This is a genomic window from Priestia sp. HNGD-A6, assembly GCF_045784335.1.
In the GTDB taxonomy this organism is placed as follows: Bacteria; Bacillota; Bacilli; order Bacillales; family Bacillaceae_H; genus Priestia; species Priestia zanthoxyli.
Genome location: NZ_CP138621.1, coordinates 1,851,425 through 1,873,483, shown reverse-complemented (window position 1 = coordinate 1,873,483; position 22,059 = coordinate 1,851,425). Strand labels below are relative to the sequence as shown.

Here is a 22,059-nt window from a genome sequence, read left to right as displayed (position 1 = left end):
ATGTTAGGTATTTTACTGATCGTTGTAGCTGTGATTCTGGTTGTCCTAATTATTACAATGAATGCTAAAGCATCATCTTCTAAGCGCCAGCGTACAGTTCCACCTAAAAAAGAAGCGGCTGCTTCAAATGCTCCTAAAGAGCCAAAAGTAGAAGAGAAAAAAGTAGCAGAAGAAAAACCTGCAGCACCAAAAGAAGAGCCAAAAGAGCCGCAGGCGAAGACGGAAACAAGAACATCTAGACATAAGAGAGAAAAAGATGTCATGAACGATGATATGTATCGTCAAGTGCTGCAAAAGTTTAGAGAAGGCGAAAAAGACGACACGGTTTTTACAAAAGAAGAACGTGACGTTATGAATGATGACGCTTTTCGTAAAGCTTTAAGATCGTTTAAGAAAAACGATAATGAATGAGTTTCTTCTATTATAATAGTACGGAATAAAACAGATAGAAAATAGGTTATAAGCATTCCGCGAAACCAGCCGCTCTCCCCAGGTTAGGTTTCGCTTGGAGTGCAGCAGGGGGCTGACATGTTAACATCGACTCCCTGATTATAAGAAAGGGGACGTCAAAACATGGAACAGCTCACATTTATTGAAGAGGTCCAGAGAATTTCGATATCCCTTAACAAAAAGGTAATGACAGAGATAAAAGAAAGGTTACTTTCACAAGGGATTACGCCTTTTCAATATCATATCTTATTAATTATCGGTAAATGCAGTCATATTGGAGTAACCAAGCTGGCAGAGGAGATGCGTGTAAAGCCTAGTGCGATCACTCCTGTTATTACTCGTTTAATAGACTTAGAGTTAGTTTCACGCTATCACTCTAAAGAGGATCGCCGTAAGGTAAACATTGAGTTAACTGCTAAAGGTGAACAAGTGATTGAAGAAGCAAATGAAATTGTGCAAAAGATGATTGCTCATTTCTTTTCTTGCTATGAGCCGAAAGATCAAGAGCAATTTTTGAAATTATTTAAGAAACTAGACGCTAATATCTAATGAAAGAAACATCACTTCTTAATGGAGTGATGTTTTTTTTGATAAAAAGATTGTCAACTTCACTTTTCCATGATATCATTTGTGTAAACGGTTACATATATGAAGGGAGGGAAATAAAGTGGTAACAATTCGTGATGTAGCAAAAGAAGCAGGCGTGTCCGTTGCGACCGTTTCGCGTGTTTTAAACAGTACAGGGTATGTAAAAGAAGACACGCGTGTGCGAGTAATGAATACAATTCAAAGATTAAACTACAGCCCTAACGAAGTAGCCCGTTCGCTTTATACACGTGAATCACGTTTGATTGGTCTATTGCTTCCAGACATCACAAACCCTTTTTTCCCTCAGCTCGCACGAGGAATAGAAGATGAAGTACATAGCCATGGATTTCGTTTAATTCTTGGCAATAGTGATGAGCAGTTAGAGAAAGAATTAACATATCTCCAAACGTTTACGCAAAATCATGTAGTAGGAATGATTACGGCAACAACAAGTTTAGCTCAGAAACTATATGAAGGTCTTACATTTCCCGTCGTGTTTTTAGATAGAAGTTCTGATCAGTATCCATCCGTTTATGCTGATGGTTTTGAAGGCGGGAAAATCGCTGCAGAAGAAATAATCAAAAGAGGAAGTAAAAGAATTACTCTTATCAAAGGTCCAGTAAATGTAAAGCCTGCTCAGGAACGTTTTCAAGGCTCTCTTTCTGTCTTGAGTCAGTCTGATGCAGACTTTTACGTATTAAATACAAATTCTCTAGCATTTGACGATGCGCAGAAATGGGCAAAGGAAATCTTTCAAAAGTACCCTGAAACAGACGGGATTATCGCAAGTAATGACATTGTAGCCACAGCTGTTTTACATGAGGCGTTTCGATTAGAGAAAAGCGTGCCTGATGATCTTCAAGTGATTGGTTTTGATGATATTCCGCAAAGCCGCTTTTCGTTTCCAGCCCTGTCTACAATTCGTCAGCCTGCTTATGAAATGGGCAAGCAAGCAGCAGGTCTGTTAATAAAATGCATTAAGAAAGAACCTTTAATTCAAAAGCAAGTACAACTACCCGTTACGTTTATTGAACGAAGTACGACACGAAAGGTTGAGGAACATGGCTAAAGTAACTGTGATTGGAAGTTCATCAATGGATTTAGTAGTAACATCAAATATTCGTCCTGGAGCTGGAGAAACAGTGTTAGGAGAATCATTCAAAACTGTTCCCGGAGGAAAAGGAGCAAACCAAGCTGTTGCAGCAGCCCGGCTTGGAGCGGATGTGAGTATGATTGGATGTGTGGGCGAAGATCATTACGGAAAAGCAATCCTGGAGAATTTCAAATCAAACGGTGTATCTGTGGAAAATGTGAAACCGGTTACAGATTCAGATAGCGGAACAGCTCACATTATACTCGCTGAAGGAGACAACAGCATTGTAGTTGTTAAAGGAGCAAACGATTATATTACTCCAGACTACGTAGAAAAAGCCAAAGAAAAAATTAAAGAAGCTGATATCGTACTTATTCAGCAAGAAATTCCAGAAGAAACGGTTGAATATGTTGCTCAGCTTTGTCAGGAACTTAAAGTACCGCTTTTATTAAATCCAGCGCCTGCAAGACCATTAAAAGCAGAAGTGATTGAACAAGTTTCTTACATCACTCCAAATGAACATGAAGCAGCGCTTTTATTTGAAGGAAAAGAAAAAGAAGAAGTATTAAAACAGTATCCAAATAAATTGTTTATTACAGAAGGAAAACAAGGTGTACGCTATTTTAACGGCGAGAAAGAAGTATTGGTTCCTTCTTATCAAGTAGAAACGATTGATACAACAGGAGCAGGAGATACGTTTAACGCAGCGCTTGCTGTGGCACTTGCCGAAGGAATGGGTTTTGAAAAAGGAATTCAGTTTGCTAATCGCGCAGCTTCGCTATCCGTCACTAAATTTGGTGCGCAAGGCGGCATGCCGACTCGAAAAGAAGTGGAGGAGAGTCTGTAAATGAAACGTCACGGAATGATTAACAGTCATATTACGAAAATACTAACAGATCTAGGTCATACAGACACTATTGTCATTGCAGATGCAGGGTTACCTGTTCCGGGTGACGTGCCTAAAATTGATTTATCTTTAAAGCTAGGAGTGCCTAGCTTTGAAGATGTAGTAGTAGCTGTGTTAGAAGATATGGCTACAGAAAAAATAGTGATTGCTTCTGAAATGAAAGAAAGAAACCAAAAGGCTTACGAGTTGATGAAAAAGCAAAACATCTTAGTAGAAGAAGTATCGCATGAACAATTGAAAATGTTGACAAGCAAAGCGAAAGTTGTGATTCGTACAGGAGAAGCAACTCCTTATGCAAACTGTATTTTACAAGCGGGAGTTATTTTTTAAAAGAGGTGAACAGCATGCATATTGCAATGAGAGGGATTCATAAAGCCTTTGGAGCAAACCGTGTACTAAGGGGCGTGGATTTTGAATTACATGAAGGTGAAGTTCACGCACTAATGGGGGAAAACGGAGCGGGGAAATCTACGCTGATGAATATTTTAACCGGCCTTCATAAAAAAGATGAAGGACAGATTCTGATTGATGGCAAAGAGACGTATTTTCAAAACCCAAAAGAAGCAGAACAAAACGGAATTACCTTTATTCATCAAGAGCTGAACGTTTGGCCTGAAATGACGGTGCTTGAGAACTTATTTATCGGCAAAGAATTAAAAACGCCTTTAGGTTTTTTAAAAACAAAAGAAATGAAAGCGTTAGCAAAGAAGCAGTTTGAAAAATTAGCTGTTACCATTCCTCTTGATCAAGAAGCAGGACTTTGTTCTGTCGGACAGCAGCAAATGATTGAGATAGCCAAAGCGCTGATGACGAATGCAAAAGTGATTATCATGGATGAGCCGACCGCAGCGCTTACTGAAAGAGAAATTCAAAAGTTATTTGACGTAATTAATGCGTTGCGAAAACAAGGTGTATCGATTGTCTATATTTCACATCGTATGGAAGAGATTTTCGCTATTTGTGATTCCATTACGGTCATGCGTGACGGACAGACGGTAGACAAAAAGCCGATTCCAGAAACCAGCTTCGATGATGTTGTTCGCAAAATGGTAGGAAGAGAGCTAACGGATCGATTTCCTGCTAGGACATCTCCTAAGGGAGACGTTGTTTTTGAAGCAAAAGGCTTGGAGAGAAAAGGTGTGTTTCAAGACGTTCATTTTTCAGTGCGATCAGGAGAAATTGTCGGCGTTGCGGGGCTAATGGGAGCTGGAAGAACCGAAATTATGCGCGCTATCTTCGGGCTTGATCCGTTAGAAAAAGGCGAAATTATCTTAAATGGCAAACGGGTCAGTATCACAAAGCCAGACCAAGCCATTAAATTAGGTCTCGGGTTCATTACAGAAGATCGTAAAACAGAAGGGCTCGTTCTGGATTTTTCTATTCGAGAAAATATTGCACTTCCAAGTCTATTCAGCTTTTCGCCAAAAGGCTTTATTGAACAAAAAAGCGAGCAGCAATTTGTAGATTTGCTTATTAAACGTTTAACGATCAAAACCGAGTCGTCTGAGACGAGTGCGGCTAATTTATCGGGAGGAAATCAGCAAAAAGTAGTTATTGCCAAGTGGATTGGCATTGGACCAAAAGTGCTAATTTTAGATGAACCAACTCGAGGAGTTGACGTCGGGGCGAAGCGTGAAATTTATCAGCTTATGAATGAACTGACAGACAGAGGCGTGGCTATTATCATGGTGTCTTCAGAGCTTCCGGAAGTACTCGGCATGAGTGATCGCATTTTGGTTGTGCATGAAGGAAAGATAACAGGTGAACTGACAAGTGAAGAAGCAACTCAAGAAAAAATTATGACATTTGCAACAGGAGGTCAGTAAAATGAAAGCAAACACAGCGATAAAAGAAAATCGCGTTGATAACGTGATGCAAAAGCTAGGTCCGTTACTAGGTCTATTTATTCTTATTGTCATTGTATCGATTTTAAATCCAAGCTTTTTAGAACCTTTAAATATTTTAAACTTGCTGCGTCAAGTGGCTATTAATGCTTTAATTGCATTCGGTATGACATTTGTTATTTTAACAGGGGGAATTGATTTATCCGTGGGCTCTATACTTGCTCTATCAAGTGCGTTAATGGCAGGTATGATTGTGTCAGGTGTAGATCCTATTTTAGCTATTTTAATAGGATGTGTGTTAGGAGCTGTAATGGGTATGGTTAACGGCTTACTTATTACAAAAGGAAAAATGGCGCCGTTTATTGCGACGCTAGCGACGATGACAATTTTTAGAGGGTTAACGCTTGTTTATACAGATGGAAATCCGATTACGGGCTTAGGCGAAAACTATTACTTCCAGTTATTTGGCCGAGGCTATTTCCTAGGTATTCCTGTTCCAGCAATTACGATGGTACTAGCGTTTGCTGTCCTATGGGTGATTTTGCATAAAACACCGTTTGGCCGTAGAACATATGCAATCGGTGGAAATGAAAAAGCAGCATTTATTTCAGGAATCAAAGTTCCGAAAGTTAAGGTTATGATTTACTCACTAGCAGGATTATTGGCAGCGCTATCAGGAGCGATTTTGACTTCTCGCTTGAATTCGGCTCAGCCAACGGCAGGTACGTCTTACGAGTTAGATGCTATCGCCGCAGTAGTACTGGGTGGCACAAGCCTTTCTGGAGGACGTGGACGCATTGTTGGAACGTTAATTGGTGCGCTGATTATCGGAACATTAAACAACGGTTTGAACTTACTCGGCGTTTCGTCGTTTTACCAAATGGTCGTAAAAGGAATTGTTATTTTAATTGCGGTATTAATTGATCGCAAAAAGTCAGCTTAGGAGGGAAAAACATGAAGAAAATTTGGCTCGTGCTATTATCATTTTCATTATTACTGTTAGGGGCTTGTTCACTTCAGCCTCCTGAGTGGGCGAAACCATCTGAAAGTAAAAATTTAAAAGATATTAAAATTGGTTTATCTGTTTCTACATTAAACAATCCGTTCTTTGTTTCCCTAAAAGAAGGAGTACAAAAAGAAGCAAAAAAACTGGGCATGGAAGTAGTTGTAGTAGATGCTCAAAATGATTCAGCAAAACAAATTAACGATGTAGAAGATTTAATGCAGCAAGGTGTTAACATTCTGCTTATTAACCCAACGGATTCAGCCGCTATTTCAACAGCTGTACAATCGGCTAATAATGTAGGGATTCCAGTTATTACGCTAGATCGTTCAGCAGAAAAAGGAAAAGTGGAAACACTGGTAGCTTCAGATAATGTAAAAGGTGGTCAAATGGCTGCTGATTACATTGTAAAAAAAGTAGGTGAAAAAGCTCAGGTAGCAGAACTTGAAGGCGTGCCCGGAGCTTCAGCAACTCGTGAACGAGGAAAAGGGTTCCACAACGTTGCAGATCAAAAGCTAGATATTACGGCTAAACAGTCAGCTGATTTTGACCGTACAAAAGGCTTAAACGTTATGGAGAATGTTCTTCAAGGAAACCCTGGTATCAAAGCCGTATTTGCTCACAATGATGAAATGGCATTAGGAGCTATTCAAGCGATTAACAGCTCAGGAAAAGATGTATTAGTAGTAGGGTTTGATGGAAACGACGATGCAATTAAAGCAGTAAAAGAAGGGAAACTAGGCGCAACTGTAGCCCAGCAGCCTGTTTTAATTGGTAAACTTGCCGTAAAGTCTGCTAAAAATGTTCTTCAAGGCAAAAAAGTAGATAAGCAAATTCCAGTGCCTTTAAAACTAGTAACCTCTGAAAAATAATGGTTCTATACGTGTGAAGAAAAAAGACGCTCATTTGATTTATGGGCGTCTTTTTATATATATAAAGTGTAAAAAAGAAGTGAAAAAGTCACAACTTTATAAATAGTGTAGGAATTATGTAGGTGGAATTTATGTAATAAAAAGTAAAAAACACAGAAAAAAGACGGTAAAACACATAATTTTCTGTGAAAAAATTGTAATATAGCTGTAATAATAAGCGTTTATTTTGATTTTTAAAGAGTAATTTTGCCCCCTTTGTGACAAAAATATATCTTTTTTAATAAACAGTAAACCTCTCTATCAAGGGATTTTGGTGGTAAATTCCCAGAAAGAGATTCTTGGTTATACAGATTATGGGAAACTTTTAACTGTATTGTAACATAAACAGCTAGTTTTTTATGGTATAACTATGTCTATGAGGAAAGGGGACTATTACTTTATGAAAATTTTTAAGCGTATGACTCTTGCAGCAGTCACAGGGATTTTCTTCATGACCGGCATTACAGAGACTCACGCCCAATCGAATGAAGAAGCGCTCCAGACTACTGAAAATAAAATTAAAGAAACAGAAAAGGCTGTTCAACAAAAAGAGAAAGAGAAACAGTCTATCAATTCAGATGTTCAAAACATACAGTCACAATTAAATTCATTACATACAGTAATCTCTAGCAATAAAAAAGAGTTAGCATCGACTGAAAAGCAGATTTCAGAAGCGAACAAAATGATTGAGAAAAAGAAAAAAGAGATCGTTTTGCTTCAGGAAAAAGTGTTAAGTCGTAAAGATATTATTGAAAATCGATTAGTTGCTTTACAGCAGGACGATAAAACAAGCGTTGTTATTGATACATTAATGAATGCTGATAACTTTGGAGATTTTGTTGCACGTATGGGTGCGGTCACAACTTTATTGTCAGCAGATAATGATATTTTAAAGCAGCATCAAAATGACTTAGATCAAATTGAAAAAGATAAAAAAGAAATTGATAAGCAAGAAAAAGTATTAGAAGCAGCAAAAAGTAGCCTAGCGGCTAAACAAGCTGAATTAGATAAAAACGTTGCGAAACAAACAGCAACGTTAACAACTATGCAAGAAAAATACAGTACGGTCGTAAATGAAATTGATGCAGCTTCTTCAGAAAAAGCAAATCTTCAGTCTGAACTAACAGGCATTCAAGATAAGATTGCAAAAGAAAAAGAAGCAGCTCAAAAGCAAGCTGAGCAAGTGGCAAAACAGCAGGCGGCTGAAAAGGCTGAGGCTGATGCAGAAGCAAAGCGTCAAGCTGAATTAGCAACAGCTAAAAAAGAAGTAAAAACAGAGCCGAAACAAGAAGTAAAAACAGCTGCGGCTACAGAGAAGAAAGCAGCCGTTTCTTCAGAAGCAAAAGAAACGAAAAAAGAAGAAAGCACACAAAAGCATTCTGGAAAAGAAATGTATGTAGAAGCAACAGCTTATACAGCTAATTGTGCAGGCTGCAGCGGCGTAACAGCCACTGGACAAAATGTAAGTTCAGGCACTCATAAAATTATTGCGGTAGATCCATCCGTTATTCCATTAGGTTCAAAAGTATATGTAGAAGGATACGGAGTGGCAACAGCAGGTGATACGGGCGGTGCGATTAAAGGATATCGAATTGACGTATTAGTACCTTCTGAGTCAGCTGCAAAAGCATTTGGACGTCGTACAGTGAAAGTAACGGTGCTAAACTAAAGAGAAGATCCGAACGATTTATCGTTCGGATTTTTTCATTTTGTTGGTTTTCAGATGAGATGGATGCAGCTATGTCTCAGCCTCTTCTTTGCATGTTTGGTGAGCAAGTTGCTAGCTAATCTATGCTCTTTTCGTTACCATACAATAAAGTAAATGGAAGAAAAGGAGTGGGTAAAATGAAGGTAGTTGATCCAGCGGTACAAAGTGCAAAAGATAATTATCATTTGCTAACAGGTGTCGTCATTCCCCGGCCAATTGCGTTTATTACAAGTCAAAATGATGACGGTGTAGTGAATGCTGCGCCGTTTAGTTTTTTTAATGTAGTTGCGGCAGAGCCTCCGCTGATTGCCGTTTCGGTTTCGAGAAGTGAAGGTCAAATGACGAAAGATACGGCCAAAAATATTAGTGCATCTAAAGAATTTGTAGTTCATCTTGTAGACGAAAACTTAGTGGAACAGGTGAATCAAGCGGCATCTTCTTACCCTTCTTCCGTGAGTGAAGTCGAGGAAACAGGGTTAACACTAGCACCGAGCAAAAAAGTGCAGGTTCCCGGAATTCAAGAAGCCAGCATTCGAATGGAATGTAAGCTTCACCAAATTGTTCCATTAGGAACGGATGAGGCATACAGCTCAGATTTGTTTATCGGTGAAGTTGTGATGTTTCATATTAGTGAAAAAGTGATAGAAAACGATCGCGTTTCTGCAGAACGTGTGAAGCCAGTCAGCCGGCTTGCGGGTTCTAACTATAGTAAATTGGGGCAATTATTTTCCTTAGAACGTCCTAAATAAGCAAGAAAGTGTTACTTATGTAGCAAAAAAATAGTATACATTGGATTTTTTTAAATAAGCGATTGTGTTCTGTTTCAACAATAACAGTACATTCGCTTTTTTTTATGAACGAAAAAGTTAATAGAAACCATAATAACAAAATCAATTTACAAAAAGGCAAAAATGTAAGGTTTTTGCCTTTTATATTTACCATTGAGGAAAAGGGTATTCATTCATATAATTTAGATTAAGTAAATTGTATACGCTTTCAATATACAGAATTATTTTTCAATAATTCTATCTAGAAAGAGACGTGAGCGTTTACAAAAAAACTTGCCACACTAGGAGACGAGATTATAGGAGGGGTATTCATTGAAACGTTGGTTTAGTTTAATCAGTTTTGCACTCATTTTAACCCTAGTACTTGCAGGATGCGGAGGAAAGTCCGCTAATGAAACAAGTGGTAGCGGTGGAAAAGAAGTTGTTGCATGGGCTTGGAATATTAACGTACCGGTATTAAAGAAAGCAGCAGCAGAATACCAAAAAGAGAACCCAGGATTTAAATTAAAAGTAGTGGATATGGGACGTGAAGATGTTTATTCAAAATTAACAACAGGATTGCAGGCTGGCGGAAAAGGTCTTCCTGATATTGTATTAGTAGAAGACGATCGTTTCCAAGGATATTTGGATGCATTTCCAAAGGCATTTTTAAACCTATCTAAAAAAGGATTCGATAAGCAAGAAGATAAATTTCCAGAGTTTAAGAAAGCTCTTTTATCAAAGGATGGAGACATGTACGGCTTCCCGTTTGATGCAGGTCCGACAGGCGTTTTCTACCGCACAGATTACTTTGAAAAAGCAGGCGTAGATCCAAACAGTATCAAAACATGGGATGATTATATTGCTGCTGGTAAGAAAATTAAAGAAAAAGTTGGCGTTGATTTACTAGGTTTAGATTTTAATAATGACGATGGCTTATTCCGAATGGCACTAACGCAGCAAGGTACGTTCTATTTTAATAACAAAGGTAAGCTCAATTTAACTTCTAAAGAAGCGAAAAAAGCGATGGAGTTAAATAAGAAGTTAAAAGAAGCAGGCATTGTTAAAAATACAGTGGGCTGGGATGCTTCAATCAGTGCTTTAGCAGAAGGTAAAGTAGCAAGTTCACCATCTGGTGCTTGGCTATCTGGTTCTATTACGCAGCAGGCTCCGGATTTAAAAGGAAAATGGGGAGTATTTTTATTACCTTCGTTTGAAGAAGGAGGCAACCGTGCTTCTAACTTAGGCGGAAGCAACTATGTGATTTCAGCAAATAGCCAAAAAGCAGATGAAGCGTACAAATTTATGGAATATTTCTCAACAACAGATAAAGTTCAAGAAGAAGCGATGAAGGGCGGATTATTCCCATCATTAAATACCGTATATTCTTCAAAATTATTCACTGCACAAGATGAGTACTTTAACAATCAGACGATTTGGAAAACATTCGCAGATGAAATGAAAGATATTAAGCCGGTTAATTTTACAGGCAATTACTCAGTTGCAAACAGTGAAGCAGTCAAAGCTGTGTCAGAGGTAACAAATGGTAAGGGCGTTACAGACTCGCTTGAAGCAGCTCAAAAACGCTTAGAAAACCGAATTCAAAAATAATCAAGAAGCATAGAAGGTGATTTCTAGAAAATTGCCTTCTATCTCTTCTTCTTGCGGTACTAGGAGGTCATCATGAAGACAAATAAATCATTGCCTTACTTATTTATTGCTCCAGCACTTTTGCTGTTCGCGCTGTTTACCATCTATCCTATTTTTTCATCGTTTATTCTAAGCTTTCAGAGTATGGAAGGCGGAAAGTATGTATTTACCGGTTTATCAAACTATACACGTTTGCTCGGAGATGATATTTTCTGGAAAGCGCTTGGAAATACGGGGATTATTTTAATCGTTCAAGTACCCGTCATGATTTTATTAGCGCTTGTACTAGCTAACGCGTTAAACAGTCAGCTTTTAAGACTAAAAGGTTTTTTCCGAGTTTCATTTTTCTTGCCCGCAGTAACGTCGCTAGTTGCCTATTCTATTTTGTTTTCAATCATTCTTCAAGATGAAGGAATTATGAATACTATTTTAGGGTTTTTCGGTATCGATGCCATTCAGTGGCTGGGAGATCCTTTCTGGGCTAAAGTCTCAATCATCGTGGCGATGACTTGGAGATGGACAGGTTATAATATGGTTATTTTTCTAGCAGCTCTTCAAAGTTTATCTCATGAAGTTTACGAAGCAGCTGATTTAGACGGGGCAAATCGTATTCAAAAGTTTTTCCACGTAACGGTTCCACAATTAAAACCCGTTATCTTGTTTGCTACTATTTTATCAACAATTGGCACGCTTCAATTGTTTGACGAACCTTTTAACTTAACAAAAGGCGGCCCTGCTGATTCCACGATGACGCTAGGCTTATATATTTATCAAAATGGCTTTAAATATTTTGATTTTGGATATGCTTCAGCCATTGCGTACGTTGTTGTATTATTAGTCGGTATTTTAACGTTCTTCCAATTTAAATTTACGGGTGATAAATCATGAGTGTATTAGAGAGAGTAGAAGCAACCGCAGTAGCTACCGTGCCTAAGGTTAAAAAGAAAAGCAACATCATGCGTAAAATAGGATTATACAGCATGCTTGGGCTGTTCACGATTATCTCTATTTTTCCGTTTTACTGGATGATTATCGGCGCTACGAATGAATCGGGAAAAATGTTTACAAACCCTCCAACGCTGAAGCCTGGCGATCAATTTATGACAAATCTACAAAATTTAAATGCTTCAATTGATTTAGGGCGCGTCTTTTTTAACTCAGTATTTGTTTCAGTCGTGTATGTGATTGTAGCTTTAATGGTTTGTTCTACAGCTGCATATGCGCTATCTAAATTTGAATTTAAAGGACGAAACGCAATTTTTACGACGCTTTTATTGTCCATGATGATTCCATATCAAGCAACGCTCATTCCGCTTTTTCAGCTGATGTCGAATTTTAATTTGCTTGATACGTATTTTGCTCTTATTGTTCCGCAGCTGTGCTTTCCGTTCGCTATCTTTTTATTACGTCAGAACTTTTTAGCTTTTCCAACGGAACTGATTGAAGCAGCACGTTTGGACGGTGCTGGAGAGATGAGAATCTTTTTAACCATTGTGCTTCCTTCTATGAAGCCTGCGATGGCTGCAGCAGCTATTTTCTTATTTATGACACAGTGGAATAACTTTATGTGGCCTTTAGTTGCGACTACATCAAACGAAATGGCTACATTGCCAGTTGCTCTTTCAAGCTTAATTGGATTATCAATTATTGATTACGGTCAAGTAATGATGGGGGTAACGATTGCAACCATTCCAATCATTGTCTTCTTCCTAGCACTTCAGCGTCATTTTATTTCAGGAATGCTTGGAAGTGCAGTAAAATAAAAAGCAGCAGATGTTGAGAAAAAAGTATGTTAGTTAAAGGAGGATCCGAAAGAATCTGATTGTTGATCGAGAATCAAATTCGTTCGGATTTTTTCCTTTCTAGGATGAACGTAGATTTAATTGTAGTTAATTGCTTCTAGGTGTTGATTGGAGGGCAAGACGAAGACTCCCGCGGAAAGCGAAGTCTTGCACGGAAATCAACAGCTGTGTAACAAGTAATTCATACTAGTTCAATTTGTTCGTCTTTAGATTGGGTTGATTTAGCGATAGTTCAATCACTTTCTTAATGAACAGGGGGAGAGAAGATGGGAGAAATACCTGTAGGAGTACAGCTTTATACGCTGCGTGAAGAAACGAAAAAAGACTTTAAAGGAACTCTTCAAAAAGTAGCTGCTTTAGGATATCAAGGGGTAGAGTTTGCAGGGTACGAAGGATATACAGCGCAAGAAGTAAGAGCATGGTTAACGGATTTACAGCTGAAGGCAGCTTCTAGTCACGTGCCGCTTGAACAATTAGAAGCAAATTTAGAGCAAGTGATTCACTTTGAGCAGCAAGTTGGAAATTCACATATTGTTTGTCCTTATTTAATGCCTGAACGACAAACTGAAAAAGGATATTTCGAACTTATTGATTCTTTAAATTACATTGATGCTTATTGTAAAAAAGAAGGCATGTCGTTTAGCTATCACCATCATGATTTTGAGCTAAAAAAATTGTCAACTGGAAAGTCAGCTCTCCAAACGATTCTAGAAGAAACTGGGGTAAATGTAGAGCTGGACATTTATTGGCTCACTAAAGCAGGCGAAGATCCAGTTGAGTGGATGAAGCACTATCGAAATCGTACGCCTTTTATCCATTTAAAAGATATGACAACAGACGGCGAGCAATTCTTTGCTCCTCTTGGTACCGGAGGGGTAAATGTAAAGGCTGTCATGAAAGAAGGCAATAAAGCAGGCGTAAAATGGTGGATTGTTGAACAAGATCAGTGCATAGAAAGTCCTCTTAGCAGTATTAAAAAAAGCTTAGCATATATCAAATAAAAAAAACGAACAGACGCTGTCTGTTCGTTTTTTATTGATAAGCTGGAGTCCATTCAATTTCTCCGCACTTATTCGTATAATCAATATTTACTTCAAAGTTATGTTTTTCATAAAAATGAATTAATCTTTCGAGATGATCCCAGTCGCGCTCAGCGATATCTCCTTTAATGACATGAACATTTTGATCAACCGCTACTTCTTTTAAATAATTCATACATACAGAGCCATATCCCTTATTAGCGGGACCTTTAATATCACCAATAAAAATCGTGTGATTATCTTCATATACGCCATCGATGGCAAAATCCCAAGCCCCTCTATAGGCTTTTGTGCATTCATTTAGCATAATTTTACATGCGTTTCCGTCATTTTGTGCCGATACAATAACTAACTGATTATCTTCAGGCTGATCGACACCGATAACTTCGTACTTTTTAGCAATTTCTTTTAAATTATCCTGCATGCGAAATAGCTGAAACTCTAAATCATCAAGTGTTTCTTTTAGTTCTTCTGCATTCTGGTTTTTTTCTGTAAGCTGAGTAAACATTTTATACTCCTTTCCGTCTGTTTTCGGTCTAAGTGCGCCTATGACAAAGAGGACACGGTGTATAAAGCGAAACTTTATTTAGCAAAGTATCTGCCTTAGTAAAAATATAAAAAGGAAAGAACCTGATTTGATTGATCGTTCATCAAAACGGCTGCTTTCCTTAACATTCACTTTTAAATTTTTTACAACGTGTATAAGGGTAACAAAGACTCATTAATTTTGTCAATAAGGTTGCAGGTCTATTTGTAAAGAAGATAACAGGACATTTTACTTATCTGGAAAGAAAAATAATAAGTGAAAAAAGAATCGTTTTAAAGTAAAATCATTGGAGGAAAAGTATGGTTAAAAAGGAATTGCTTTTCATTTGGAAAAAACATACTTAAAATAAAAGTAAGAAAATATTTCATTTACTTACAAAATATTATAGAAAAATGGATGGAGTAATATGGGGTAAGTGTTAACTATATCGAACAAAGGGTGTATAAGATGGATAAATATCAAATTGCATTATTAGCTAATGTGCGTAAGCAGCTGCAAGAGTGGACTGATCAAAATAAAGAAATACCTCATGAAGAGGTGTACCGCTTTTTGCATTCAATTTCTGGAACGTCTGCGACTATTGGACTGCATTATTTAGGAGATCGTTCCCGCGCGTTAATGGAAGCTGTTGAAAAAAAACAGAAAAAAATCTGGGATTACAGGGAGTTGAATACTTTTTTATTAGATATTATTAAAATTTGTTATCAAGATGAAATTCAATCCGCAGAAGATATAAATAAACCGATAGAAATAAGTGAACAAACAGCTAATATTTTACTTGTTGATGACGATCTTTCAATGCTGATGTATTTAAAAGAACAGTTTGAAAAGCAGGGATGGTACGTATTAGCAACTGCATCTAAAGAAAAAGCTATTACAGCTTTTTACGAATTAAAGCCGGATTGTTTTGTTGTTGATGTACATATGAAAGACTGTACAGGCTTTGACATTCTTTCATTTTTACGCGATAAAACAAAGCAACTGTTCGTTCCGATTGTCATGATGAGCGTTGATAATCAAAGAGAGACGCGTTTGAAGGCTTTTAAATTAGGGGCCGATGACTTCCTTGTTAAACCTTTCGATTTGGAAGAAAGTCTACTTCGAATTGGTCACCATATTGAACGAAAGCAAATGTTTAACTCCTATTTAATGTTTGATGAATTAACAGGAGCCTATAACCGAACGTATTTAAAAGAAATCTACAGTCAGCAGTTATCCAGCTACGACCGCTTAAAAGATCCTTTTTGTTTAGCGATTTTAGATTTAGATTTCTTTAAAAGAATAAATGATCAGTATGGACATCTTATGGGAGACCGCGTGCTGCAAGCATTTGTAGAGTATATGAAGCATGAAATTCGTCCAACAGATCACATTTTTAGATATGGAGGCGAAGAATTTATTCTTTTACTGCCAAAAACCAATATAAAAGAGGCAGAAACAGTATTAAATAGACTGTTGGATTCCTTTGTGAAAAAAGTGTTCACACATCAAAGCAATTCGTTTTATTGCAGCTTTTCCGGCGGAGTTGTAGAAGTTCATAACAATGAATGGCCGTTAGAAAAAGCGCTTCATCAAGCTGATGAAGCATTATATATAGCGAAGGAATCAGGACGTCAAAAAATTGTAGCTTCTTCTCAAAGCAAGCTGGTTAAAAAGCGAACGCTTCGTATGGCTATTATTGATGATGATTCTATCATTCGAACGATGCTGAAAGAGCTTTTGAGTAAGATTGATGTAGGAGATCGTTATGAAGTGAAAATAGAAGTGTTTAAAGACGGCATCGAGTTTTTGGAGTCCCAATGGATTCACTCTAGCGATCACTACTTTGTTATTTTAGATGGAATGATGCCTAAGATGGATGGCTTAGAAGTGCTGCAAAAATTAAGGCAGCAGAAACGTCACGATCAGTACACGGTTATTATGCTTACATCACGAAACAGCGAACAAGATATTCAAAGAGCATTAGAACTTGGGGCAGACGATTACATGACAAAGCCATTTAAGTTAATGGAGCTTGAAGCGCGCGTACGTCATTTAATGAAGAAGGTGAAATAAATGGGGATGTCAATTCAAGTGGTATATGCCTTATTTGGCGGATTGCTATTGCTGTTGGTTTGTTTTCTAAGTTATTTACTTATTCAAAAAGCGCGTTTAAACGCTTTCCGGACAAAAGTAGAATCCTATAAAGATAGTATAAAAGAATCTCTTTTTATTTATTTATACAGAAAAGATGAAGAACATCGGATAGAGCCTAAAAATAAAATAGAGCTGGCGGGTGTAGAGGAACTATTGAGCGGTTTTTCTGCAGCTGTGCAAGGTGATGACATTCGAAATAACATCACGCTCTATGCGGAGAAGGTTTTTACACCCAAATATAAAAAAGAGCTGCATCATTCTAGGTGGAGTGTCAGAATGAATGCCCTTTATGCTATTGAAGACTTTGGTCTAACTACGCTAACAGACCAATTAGTAGAAATGTATGAGAAAAAAAATAGTACAGCGGCTGAAAAAAATCAAATTTTAAAGATTTTAGTTAAGCTAAACCGTCCTGAGTTTGTTATATACATGACGAATGCCTCAAAACCGCTGTCTGAATTTATGTACCGCTCTTTGTTTGGAACTATGAACAGTGAGCAGTTTCAGCAATTTATTAATAAATTTGAAGACCTGCAAGAAGAAATTCAGCTGCCACTTATCGATATGATCGGTATCAATCATAAGTTAGAGTATATCGATTTCTTAAAAATGCACATGAAAAGTTCATCAGAAGAACTGCGAATTCGTTCGTTGAAATCACTTAACGCTTTATCTTTTCCATTAAAAGTAGAGGAGCTCACGAAACATCTTCAATCAGATATGTGGCAAGAGAGAATGATGGCTACCAAACTAGTAGGCAAAACGAGAGATGAGAAGGGATTGTCACTTCTCGAGCAGTCGCTGAAAGATTCTCATTTTCTTGTGCGTTCGAATGCTGCTCAGTCAATGATGAAAATCCCAACGGGTACAGAATACTTAGTTCATGTATATGAAACGACTGATGACAAGTTTTCGAAAGATATGGCAGCAGAATGGCTTGAAAAGGGAGGAATTACGGTTGTGGAATAGTGTTTGGCATCTTTTTTTGTCCGTTTGCGGATGGGCTGTATTTGCTTATATGATTTTTGTGCTTTGTTTTTATTTTATGATGTTTATCATCTCTGCTTTTCAACTGCGAAAGCAATATCAATTAAATGATGAAGAACCTTATGAAGATTTGCTTGCGGTTAGCTATACAACGCCGTTATCTATATTAGTTCCCGCTTATAACGAATCTGTCGGGATTATTGGAAGCGTGCGTTCGCTGCTTGGAATTGAATATCCGGAATATGAAGTAATTGTAGTAAATGATGGATCTTCAGATGATACGTTAGAAAAGCTCATCGAAGAGTTTTCTCTTGTGAAAATGAATCGAGTTGTGAGAAAGCAAGTGGAGACGAAAGAAGTAAAAGCTGTATATCGTTCTAAATTATACGATTATTTATATGTAGTCGATAAACAAAATGGAGGAAAGTCAGATGCATTAAATGCAGGAATTAATTTATCCAACTATCCTTATTTTTGTTCGATCGATGGTGATTCAGTGTTGGAAAGAGACGCTTTTTTAAAAGTTATGAAGCCAATTATTGATTCAGACGGAGAAGTAATTGCTTCAGGAGGAAGTATTCGAATTGCAAACGGATGTAAAATCGAAAACGGTGCGGTCGTATCGATTGGACTTGATACGCAGCCGCTTGTTGTGATGCAGATTATTGAATATTTACGTGCCTTTCTTATGGGGCGCATTGGTCTCAGTCGCCATAATTTATTACTTATTGTGTCAGGAGCATTTGGCGTATTTTCTAAACGCTGGGTGATTGAAGCTGGGGGTTATTCTCATACAGTCGGCGAAGACATGGAGCTTGTTGTTCGCCTCCACCGACTGATTAAACAGAAAAAAGCCAACAATCAAATTGTTTATATTCCAGATCCCGTATGCTGGACAGAGGCACCTGATGAAATCAAATATTTGCGAAGACAGCGAAACCGCTGGCACCGCGGTTTATTTGATAGTCTTTGGAAGCATAAAGAGATGCTGTTTAATCCGAAATACGGAAGTATCGGAATGATTTCTATGCCTTATTTTGTGTTTATTGAACTAATCGGGCCGGTCATGGAAATGTTAGGCTATTTGTTTATTGTTATTTCTCTAGTTGTAGGCGGGATTTATGTAGAATTTGCGTATTTGCTTTTTCTCTTAATGGTTGTATATGGTTCTCTTTATTCGATGGCGGCCGTTTTGCTAGAAGAGTGGAGCCTTCGCAAATATCCAAAAGTATCTGATATCGCTAAGCTGTTTGTCTTCTCCCTGACTGAATCCTTTTGGTATCGCCCTCTAACTGTTATATGGCGCTGTCATGGATTGTTGGACGTTATTCGCAATAAAAAAGGCTGGGGAGACATGCAGCGAAAAGGAGTTTCACAATGAAAAAATGGTTATTAATCGGCGGCATTATTTTGGTTATGGCAGTAACGGCTTCGCCATTTCTTATTTGGCAGCTAAAGAAACCAACTGATTTGAATATGCTTGTCATTGATAAAACAGTGCCAGATCAAACGTTTCGAGAGCATCAGGGCTTAATGTGGATGCTGAATCAAGCGAAAGTACGCAAAGACGGGAAGCCTTATGAAATCTCAAAAGATTATGCAGGGTTTTATCCGAATGGAGATAAAACATACAGCATTAAATCTCTGCCAAAAACAAACTCTGCAGATATGATTTATATCACGGACACGTATGGCGTATACAAAGAAGATTTAGGCGTAAAAGCTAAAAGAGGAGATCGTTCTCAGCTGGTGTATGGCGGCATGACTTCTGAAGACGTGAGCTACGTTAAGAAAGCACTGAATGGACGTACAAAAACGCTGATTGGAGAGTTTAATACATTTGGAAGTCCTACTTCTCTAGACGTTCGCAAAGAACTGTATGAATTGTACAATGTTACGTGGTCCGGCTGGATTGGTCGCTATTTTGATGAATTCGGCAGTGAAGAAGTTCCTGCTTGGGTGAAAAGTGCTTACAAAAAGCAGTACAACAAAGAGTGGAACCTTACGGGCAAAGGCTTACTGTTTGTTAATGAATCCAATAAGCTCGTTATTATAACAGAAAAAGAATTAAAAGAAAATCCAGTATGGTTTCAATATACAAAACAAGGAAAAAAAACATTGAATTTACAGGATGAATCTGCTTATCAATATTGGTTTGACGTCATTACGCCCCAGCAAAAAAGTGATGTGCAGGCTCAGTTTGTCTTTCACTTGGATTCTGAAGGAAAAAACAAGCTAAAGAAAAATGGTATTCCTTTGTCCATACCAGCAGTCGTTCATCATAATAAAGAGCGATATGATACTTATTACTTTGCAGGAGATTTTGCAGATCAAGGAGAAGTACCTTCCATTTATCAAACCTCTTTTTACCCGGTGTGGAAGAAATGGACAGAGAAAATCGGAAAAGAAGATGAGTCTTCTTTTTACTGGACTGTTTATCTGTCTCTTATGAATAAGATTATAGATCAACAGCAACATGCATCGCAGCCTGCTTCTGTTACTTTTAATGAAAATATGGAAATCTATGAAGATACTGACCGTAAAGTAGCAGGGAAAGTAGGAAAAGATTATTTGCAAGTTTATCAAAACGGCAAGTGGAAAGATTTGCTGATTAAAGGAGTAAATATGGGCATTAGTAAGCCAGGCCATTTCCCTGGTGAGACCGCTATTTCGAAAGAAGAATATTTGCGCTGGTTTAAAGAAATTGGCAAGATGAATGCAAACTCAATCCGCGTATACACCATTCACCCTCCCGGCTTTTATGAAGCGCTTGCTGAGTATAACCAAAAAGCCAAAGAACCCATTTATCTTTTTCATGGAGTATGGGTGAATGAAGAAGTTTTCTATGATTCACAAGATGCTTTTGCAAAGGAAAATACAAAAGAATTTGAAGCTGAAATGAAAAGGATTGTAAACGTTATTCATGGAAATGCAACACTGCCAAAACGGACGGGACATGCAAGCGGAACGTATACAGCAGACGTGTCTCCTTATGTTTTAGGCTGGATTATAGGAGTTGAATGGGATCCCACGGTAGCCCTTTCGACAAATGAAAAACATAAAGGAATGAAAGATTTTAAAGGGAAGTACATCTATACGGAAAAAGGCAATCCCTTTGAAATTTGGCTTGCGCAGCTTATGGAAAAAACAATTTCCTATGAGCAGGATAAATATGATTGGCAGCGGCCTATGAGCTTTACGAACTGGGTGACGACGGATTTATTAACTCATCCATATGAGCCTTCTGAAGACGAAGATAAAGTGTCTGTTAATCCTAATTTAATTCACACAACTAAAAAATTTGAGCCGGGATTATTTGCTTCTTATCATATTTATCCTTACTATCCTGATTTCTTAAACTATGAACCTCGTTATCTCGCTTATCGCGATCATCGAGGAGAGAAAAATAACTACGCAGGTTATTTGCAAAATATGAAAGAAGTTCATCATATGCCCGTGCTTGTTGCTGAATTTGGCATTCCAGCTTCGCGAGGACTCACCCATAGAAACGTATACGGATGGGATCAAGGCTTTCATACGGAACAAGAACAAGGAAAGATTCTGTCACGCTTGTACGAAGATATTGTTGAAGAAAAAATGGCTGGCGGTATGGTCTTTACATGGCAAGATGAATGGTTTAAGCGAACGTGGAATACGATGGAGTACGACAATCCGAACCGCAGGCCATTTTGGACGAATTTGCAAACGGGAGAACAGCATTTTGGCCTGTTGAGTTTTGATCCAGGAACAAAGCTGAAAGTCAAAGTAGACGGCAAATCAGATGATTGGAAAAAGCTGAACAGCGAGTCGGTATATAAGCCGTCTAAGAAGTTAAAAGCATTGAACATTACAAGTGATGAAGGTTATCTATATCTACACGTGAGTGCAAAAGAGCTGGAAGATCAAAAGCTTTATTTCTTGTTTAACACAATTAACAATCAGGGACAGTCAAAGATTCCTCAAATTCCTTCTTTAAAAACAAAAGGAATTGATTTTGTAGCAGAATTAAACGGGAAAGAAGACAGTCACTTGTGGATAGACAGCTATTACGATACGTATTATTTTTCGTATGCCCATCAGCTTCAAATGATTCCATCTGTAAAAGGAACCGATACAAAAGATAACGGCATGTTTAATCCAATCAGGCTCGCCCTTAACAAAGAGTTAGCGATTGGAGAGGGGAAAAACAAGAGAACCATTCCTTTTGACGCCTATGAAACTGGGAAGCTCCAAGAAGGAAACAGCGATCCTAACTCTTCTTCATTTGATTCGCTGGCAGATTTTAAAGTGAATGAATCAAATGGAATTGCTGAACTTCGCATTCCTTGGGCGCTTTTAAATGTAAAAGACCCGAGTCAAAAAGAAATAATGGGAGATATTTGGTCCAAAAAAGGATTAGAATCCAGCGAGAAAATGAAAGGAATTCAAGTGGGAGTCGTAGCTGTTAATAAGAAGAGCAATGACGTGGAAGATACGTTTCCGACTCAGAAAAAAGGAGAACTTTTATTAAAAGATTTTTACTTATACAAGGGGAAAAATTGGGAGTATCCAACTTTTCACGAACGAATAAAGCCGTCCTACTTCATATTGCGAAAAACGTATGGACGACTACAAGCGGAGGAATAA

At 37.9% G+C, this 22,059-nt stretch carries 19 protein-coding genes; 18 read left to right on the top strand and 1 reads right to left on the bottom strand.

The window, feature by feature from the left end; translation table 11 throughout:
* The 14 genes from SCI76_RS09425 to SCI76_RS09360 all read left to right on the top strand — a co-directional run bounded on the left by SCI76_RS09425 (position 1) and on the right by SCI76_RS09360 (position 13,724).
* Positions 1 to 411, top strand: a complete 411-nt coding sequence (locus tag SCI76_RS09425; protein ID WP_063248259.1) for a hypothetical protein — start codon at positions 1 to 3, stop codon at positions 409 to 411.
* Positions 412 to 573: 162 nt separating this feature from the next.
* Entirely contained in the window at positions 574 to 999 is a 426-nt protein-coding gene (locus tag SCI76_RS09420; RefSeq protein ID WP_028412182.1) for a MarR family winged helix-turn-helix transcriptional regulator, read from the top strand.
* Positions 1,000 to 1,117: 118 nt separating this feature from the next.
* Positions 1,118 to 2,107 carry a LacI family DNA-binding transcriptional regulator gene (locus SCI76_RS09415; RefSeq protein WP_407545166.1) on the top strand — a complete coding sequence of 330 codons (990 nt, stop codon included), beginning with the start codon at positions 1,118 to 1,120 and terminating at the stop codon, positions 2,105 to 2,107.
* Positions 2,100 to 2,978: a ribokinase gene (gene rbsK / locus SCI76_RS09410; RefSeq protein ID WP_028412184.1), complete on the top strand. Its 879-nt coding sequence runs from the start codon at positions 2,100 to 2,102 to the stop codon at positions 2,976 to 2,978. Before SCI76_RS09415 ends, rbsK begins: the two co-directional genes overlap by 8 nt.
* Positions 2,979 to 3,368 carry a D-ribose pyranase gene (gene rbsD, locus SCI76_RS09405; protein ID WP_221833162.1) on the top strand — a complete coding sequence of 130 codons (390 nt, stop codon included), beginning with the start codon at positions 2,979 to 2,981 and terminating at the stop codon, positions 3,366 to 3,368.
* A gap of 14 nt (positions 3,369 to 3,382) precedes the next feature.
* Positions 3,383 to 4,864 carry a sugar ABC transporter ATP-binding protein gene (locus SCI76_RS09400; RefSeq protein ID WP_028412185.1) on the top strand — a complete coding sequence of 494 codons (1,482 nt, stop codon included), beginning with the start codon at positions 3,383 to 3,385 and terminating at the stop codon, positions 4,862 to 4,864.
* A 1-nt stretch (position 4,865) separates the two neighbouring features.
* On the top strand, positions 4,866 to 5,825 hold the full coding sequence (gene rbsC, locus SCI76_RS09395) for a ribose ABC transporter permease RbsC (protein ID WP_033578167.1): 960 nt from the start codon (positions 4,866 to 4,868) through the stop codon (positions 5,823 to 5,825).
* An 11-nt stretch (positions 5,826 to 5,836) separates the two neighbouring features.
* The gene (rbsB, locus tag SCI76_RS09390) at positions 5,837 to 6,757 is read left to right on the top strand and encodes a ribose ABC transporter substrate-binding protein RbsB (RefSeq protein WP_014461376.1); all 921 of its coding nucleotides are present in this window, start codon (positions 5,837 to 5,839) and stop codon (positions 6,755 to 6,757) included.
* 439 nt (positions 6,758 to 7,196) lie between these two features.
* A complete protein-coding gene (locus tag SCI76_RS09385) occupies positions 7,197 to 8,465 on the top strand; it encodes a 3D domain-containing protein (protein WP_034269680.1) in 1,269 nt (422 codons plus the stop codon).
* A gap of 176 nt (positions 8,466 to 8,641) precedes the next feature.
* Positions 8,642 to 9,253 carry a flavin reductase family protein gene (locus SCI76_RS09380; RefSeq protein WP_016763208.1) on the top strand — a complete coding sequence of 204 codons (612 nt, stop codon included), beginning with the start codon at positions 8,642 to 8,644 and terminating at the stop codon, positions 9,251 to 9,253.
* A 351-nt stretch (positions 9,254 to 9,604) separates the two neighbouring features.
* Positions 9,605 to 10,882 carry an ABC transporter substrate-binding protein gene (locus tag SCI76_RS09375; protein WP_028412189.1) on the top strand — a complete coding sequence of 426 codons (1,278 nt, stop codon included), beginning with the start codon at positions 9,605 to 9,607 and terminating at the stop codon, positions 10,880 to 10,882.
* Between the two features lie 72 nt (positions 10,883 to 10,954).
* Positions 10,955 to 11,809 carry a carbohydrate ABC transporter permease gene (locus SCI76_RS09370; RefSeq protein ID WP_014461372.1) on the top strand — a complete coding sequence of 285 codons (855 nt, stop codon included), beginning with the start codon at positions 10,955 to 10,957 and terminating at the stop codon, positions 11,807 to 11,809.
* A gap of 68 nt (positions 11,810 to 11,877) precedes the next feature.
* Entirely contained in the window at positions 11,878 to 12,684 is an 807-nt protein-coding gene (locus SCI76_RS09365) for a carbohydrate ABC transporter permease (protein WP_013055640.1), read from the top strand.
* Between the two features lie 305 nt (positions 12,685 to 12,989).
* Positions 12,990 to 13,724 (top strand): sugar phosphate isomerase/epimerase, encoded by a 735-nt coding sequence (locus SCI76_RS09360; RefSeq protein WP_049163048.1) that lies wholly within the window; start codon positions 12,990 to 12,992, stop codon positions 13,722 to 13,724.
* Positions 13,725 to 13,755: 31 nt separating this feature from the next.
* Here SCI76_RS09360 and SCI76_RS09355 read toward each other — a convergent pair whose 3' ends face one another.
* Positions 13,756 to 14,271, bottom strand: coding sequence for an N-acetyltransferase (locus tag SCI76_RS09355; protein WP_013055642.1), 516 nt, complete (start codon positions 14,269 to 14,271; stop codon positions 13,756 to 13,758).
* Between the two features lie 486 nt (positions 14,272 to 14,757).
* On the opposite strand from SCI76_RS09355, the gene SCI76_RS09350 reads away from it, so the two are divergent.
* The 4 genes from SCI76_RS09350 to SCI76_RS09335 are packed head-to-tail and all read left to right on the top strand — an operon-like array spanning position 14,758 to position 22,059.
* Entirely contained in the window at positions 14,758 to 16,365 is a 1,608-nt protein-coding gene (locus SCI76_RS09350; RefSeq protein ID WP_221833157.1) for a response regulator, read from the top strand.
* The gene (locus SCI76_RS09345) at positions 16,366 to 17,415 is read left to right on the top strand and encodes a HEAT repeat domain-containing protein (protein WP_407545165.1); all 1,050 of its coding nucleotides are present in this window, start codon (positions 16,366 to 16,368) and stop codon (positions 17,413 to 17,415) included.
* Positions 17,405 to 18,814, top strand: coding sequence for a glycosyltransferase (locus SCI76_RS09340; RefSeq protein ID WP_033578173.1), 1,410 nt, complete (start codon positions 17,405 to 17,407; stop codon positions 18,812 to 18,814). Before SCI76_RS09345 ends, SCI76_RS09340 begins: the two co-directional genes overlap by 11 nt.
* Positions 18,811 to 22,059 carry a hypothetical protein gene (locus SCI76_RS09335; RefSeq protein ID WP_407545164.1) on the top strand — a complete coding sequence of 1,083 codons (3,249 nt, stop codon included), beginning with the start codon at positions 18,811 to 18,813 and terminating at the stop codon, positions 22,057 to 22,059. The genes SCI76_RS09340 and SCI76_RS09335 overlap by 4 nt, the downstream gene beginning before the upstream one ends.

Coding starts and splice junctions, on each gene's coding strand:
- SCI76_RS09425 (WP_063248259.1), top strand. CDS start 1: ATGTTAGGTATTTTACTGATCGTTGTAGCTGTGATTCTGGTTGTCCTA.
- SCI76_RS09420 (WP_028412182.1), top strand. CDS start 574: ATGGAACAGCTCACATTTATTGAAGAGGTCCAGAGAATTTCGATATCC.
- rbsK (WP_028412184.1), top strand. CDS start 2,100: ATGGCTAAAGTAACTGTGATTGGAAGTTCATCAATGGATTTAGTAGTA.
- rbsD (WP_221833162.1), top strand. CDS start 2,979: ATGAAACGTCACGGAATGATTAACAGTCATATTACGAAAATACTAACA.
- SCI76_RS09400 (WP_028412185.1), top strand. CDS start 3,383: ATGCATATTGCAATGAGAGGGATTCATAAAGCCTTTGGAGCAAACCGT.
- rbsC (WP_033578167.1), top strand. CDS start 4,866: ATGAAAGCAAACACAGCGATAAAAGAAAATCGCGTTGATAACGTGATG.
- rbsB (WP_014461376.1), top strand. CDS start 5,837: ATGAAGAAAATTTGGCTCGTGCTATTATCATTTTCATTATTACTGTTA.
- SCI76_RS09385 (WP_034269680.1), top strand. CDS start 7,197: ATGAAAATTTTTAAGCGTATGACTCTTGCAGCAGTCACAGGGATTTTC.
- SCI76_RS09380 (WP_016763208.1), top strand. CDS start 8,642: ATGAAGGTAGTTGATCCAGCGGTACAAAGTGCAAAAGATAATTATCAT.
- SCI76_RS09370 (WP_014461372.1), top strand. CDS start 10,955: ATGAAGACAAATAAATCATTGCCTTACTTATTTATTGCTCCAGCACTT.
- SCI76_RS09365 (WP_013055640.1), top strand. CDS start 11,878: ATGCGTAAAATAGGATTATACAGCATGCTTGGGCTGTTCACGATTATC.
- SCI76_RS09360 (WP_049163048.1), top strand. CDS start 12,990: ATGGGAGAAATACCTGTAGGAGTACAGCTTTATACGCTGCGTGAAGAA.
- SCI76_RS09355 (WP_013055642.1), bottom strand. CDS start 14,271: ATGTTTACTCAGCTTACAGAAAAAAACCAGAATGCAGAAGAACTAAAA.
- SCI76_RS09350 (WP_221833157.1), top strand. CDS start 14,758: ATGGATAAATATCAAATTGCATTATTAGCTAATGTGCGTAAGCAGCTG.
- SCI76_RS09345 (WP_407545165.1), top strand. CDS start 16,366: ATGGGGATGTCAATTCAAGTGGTATATGCCTTATTTGGCGGATTGCTA.
- SCI76_RS09335 (WP_407545164.1), top strand. CDS start 18,811: ATGAAAAAATGGTTATTAATCGGCGGCATTATTTTGGTTATGGCAGTA.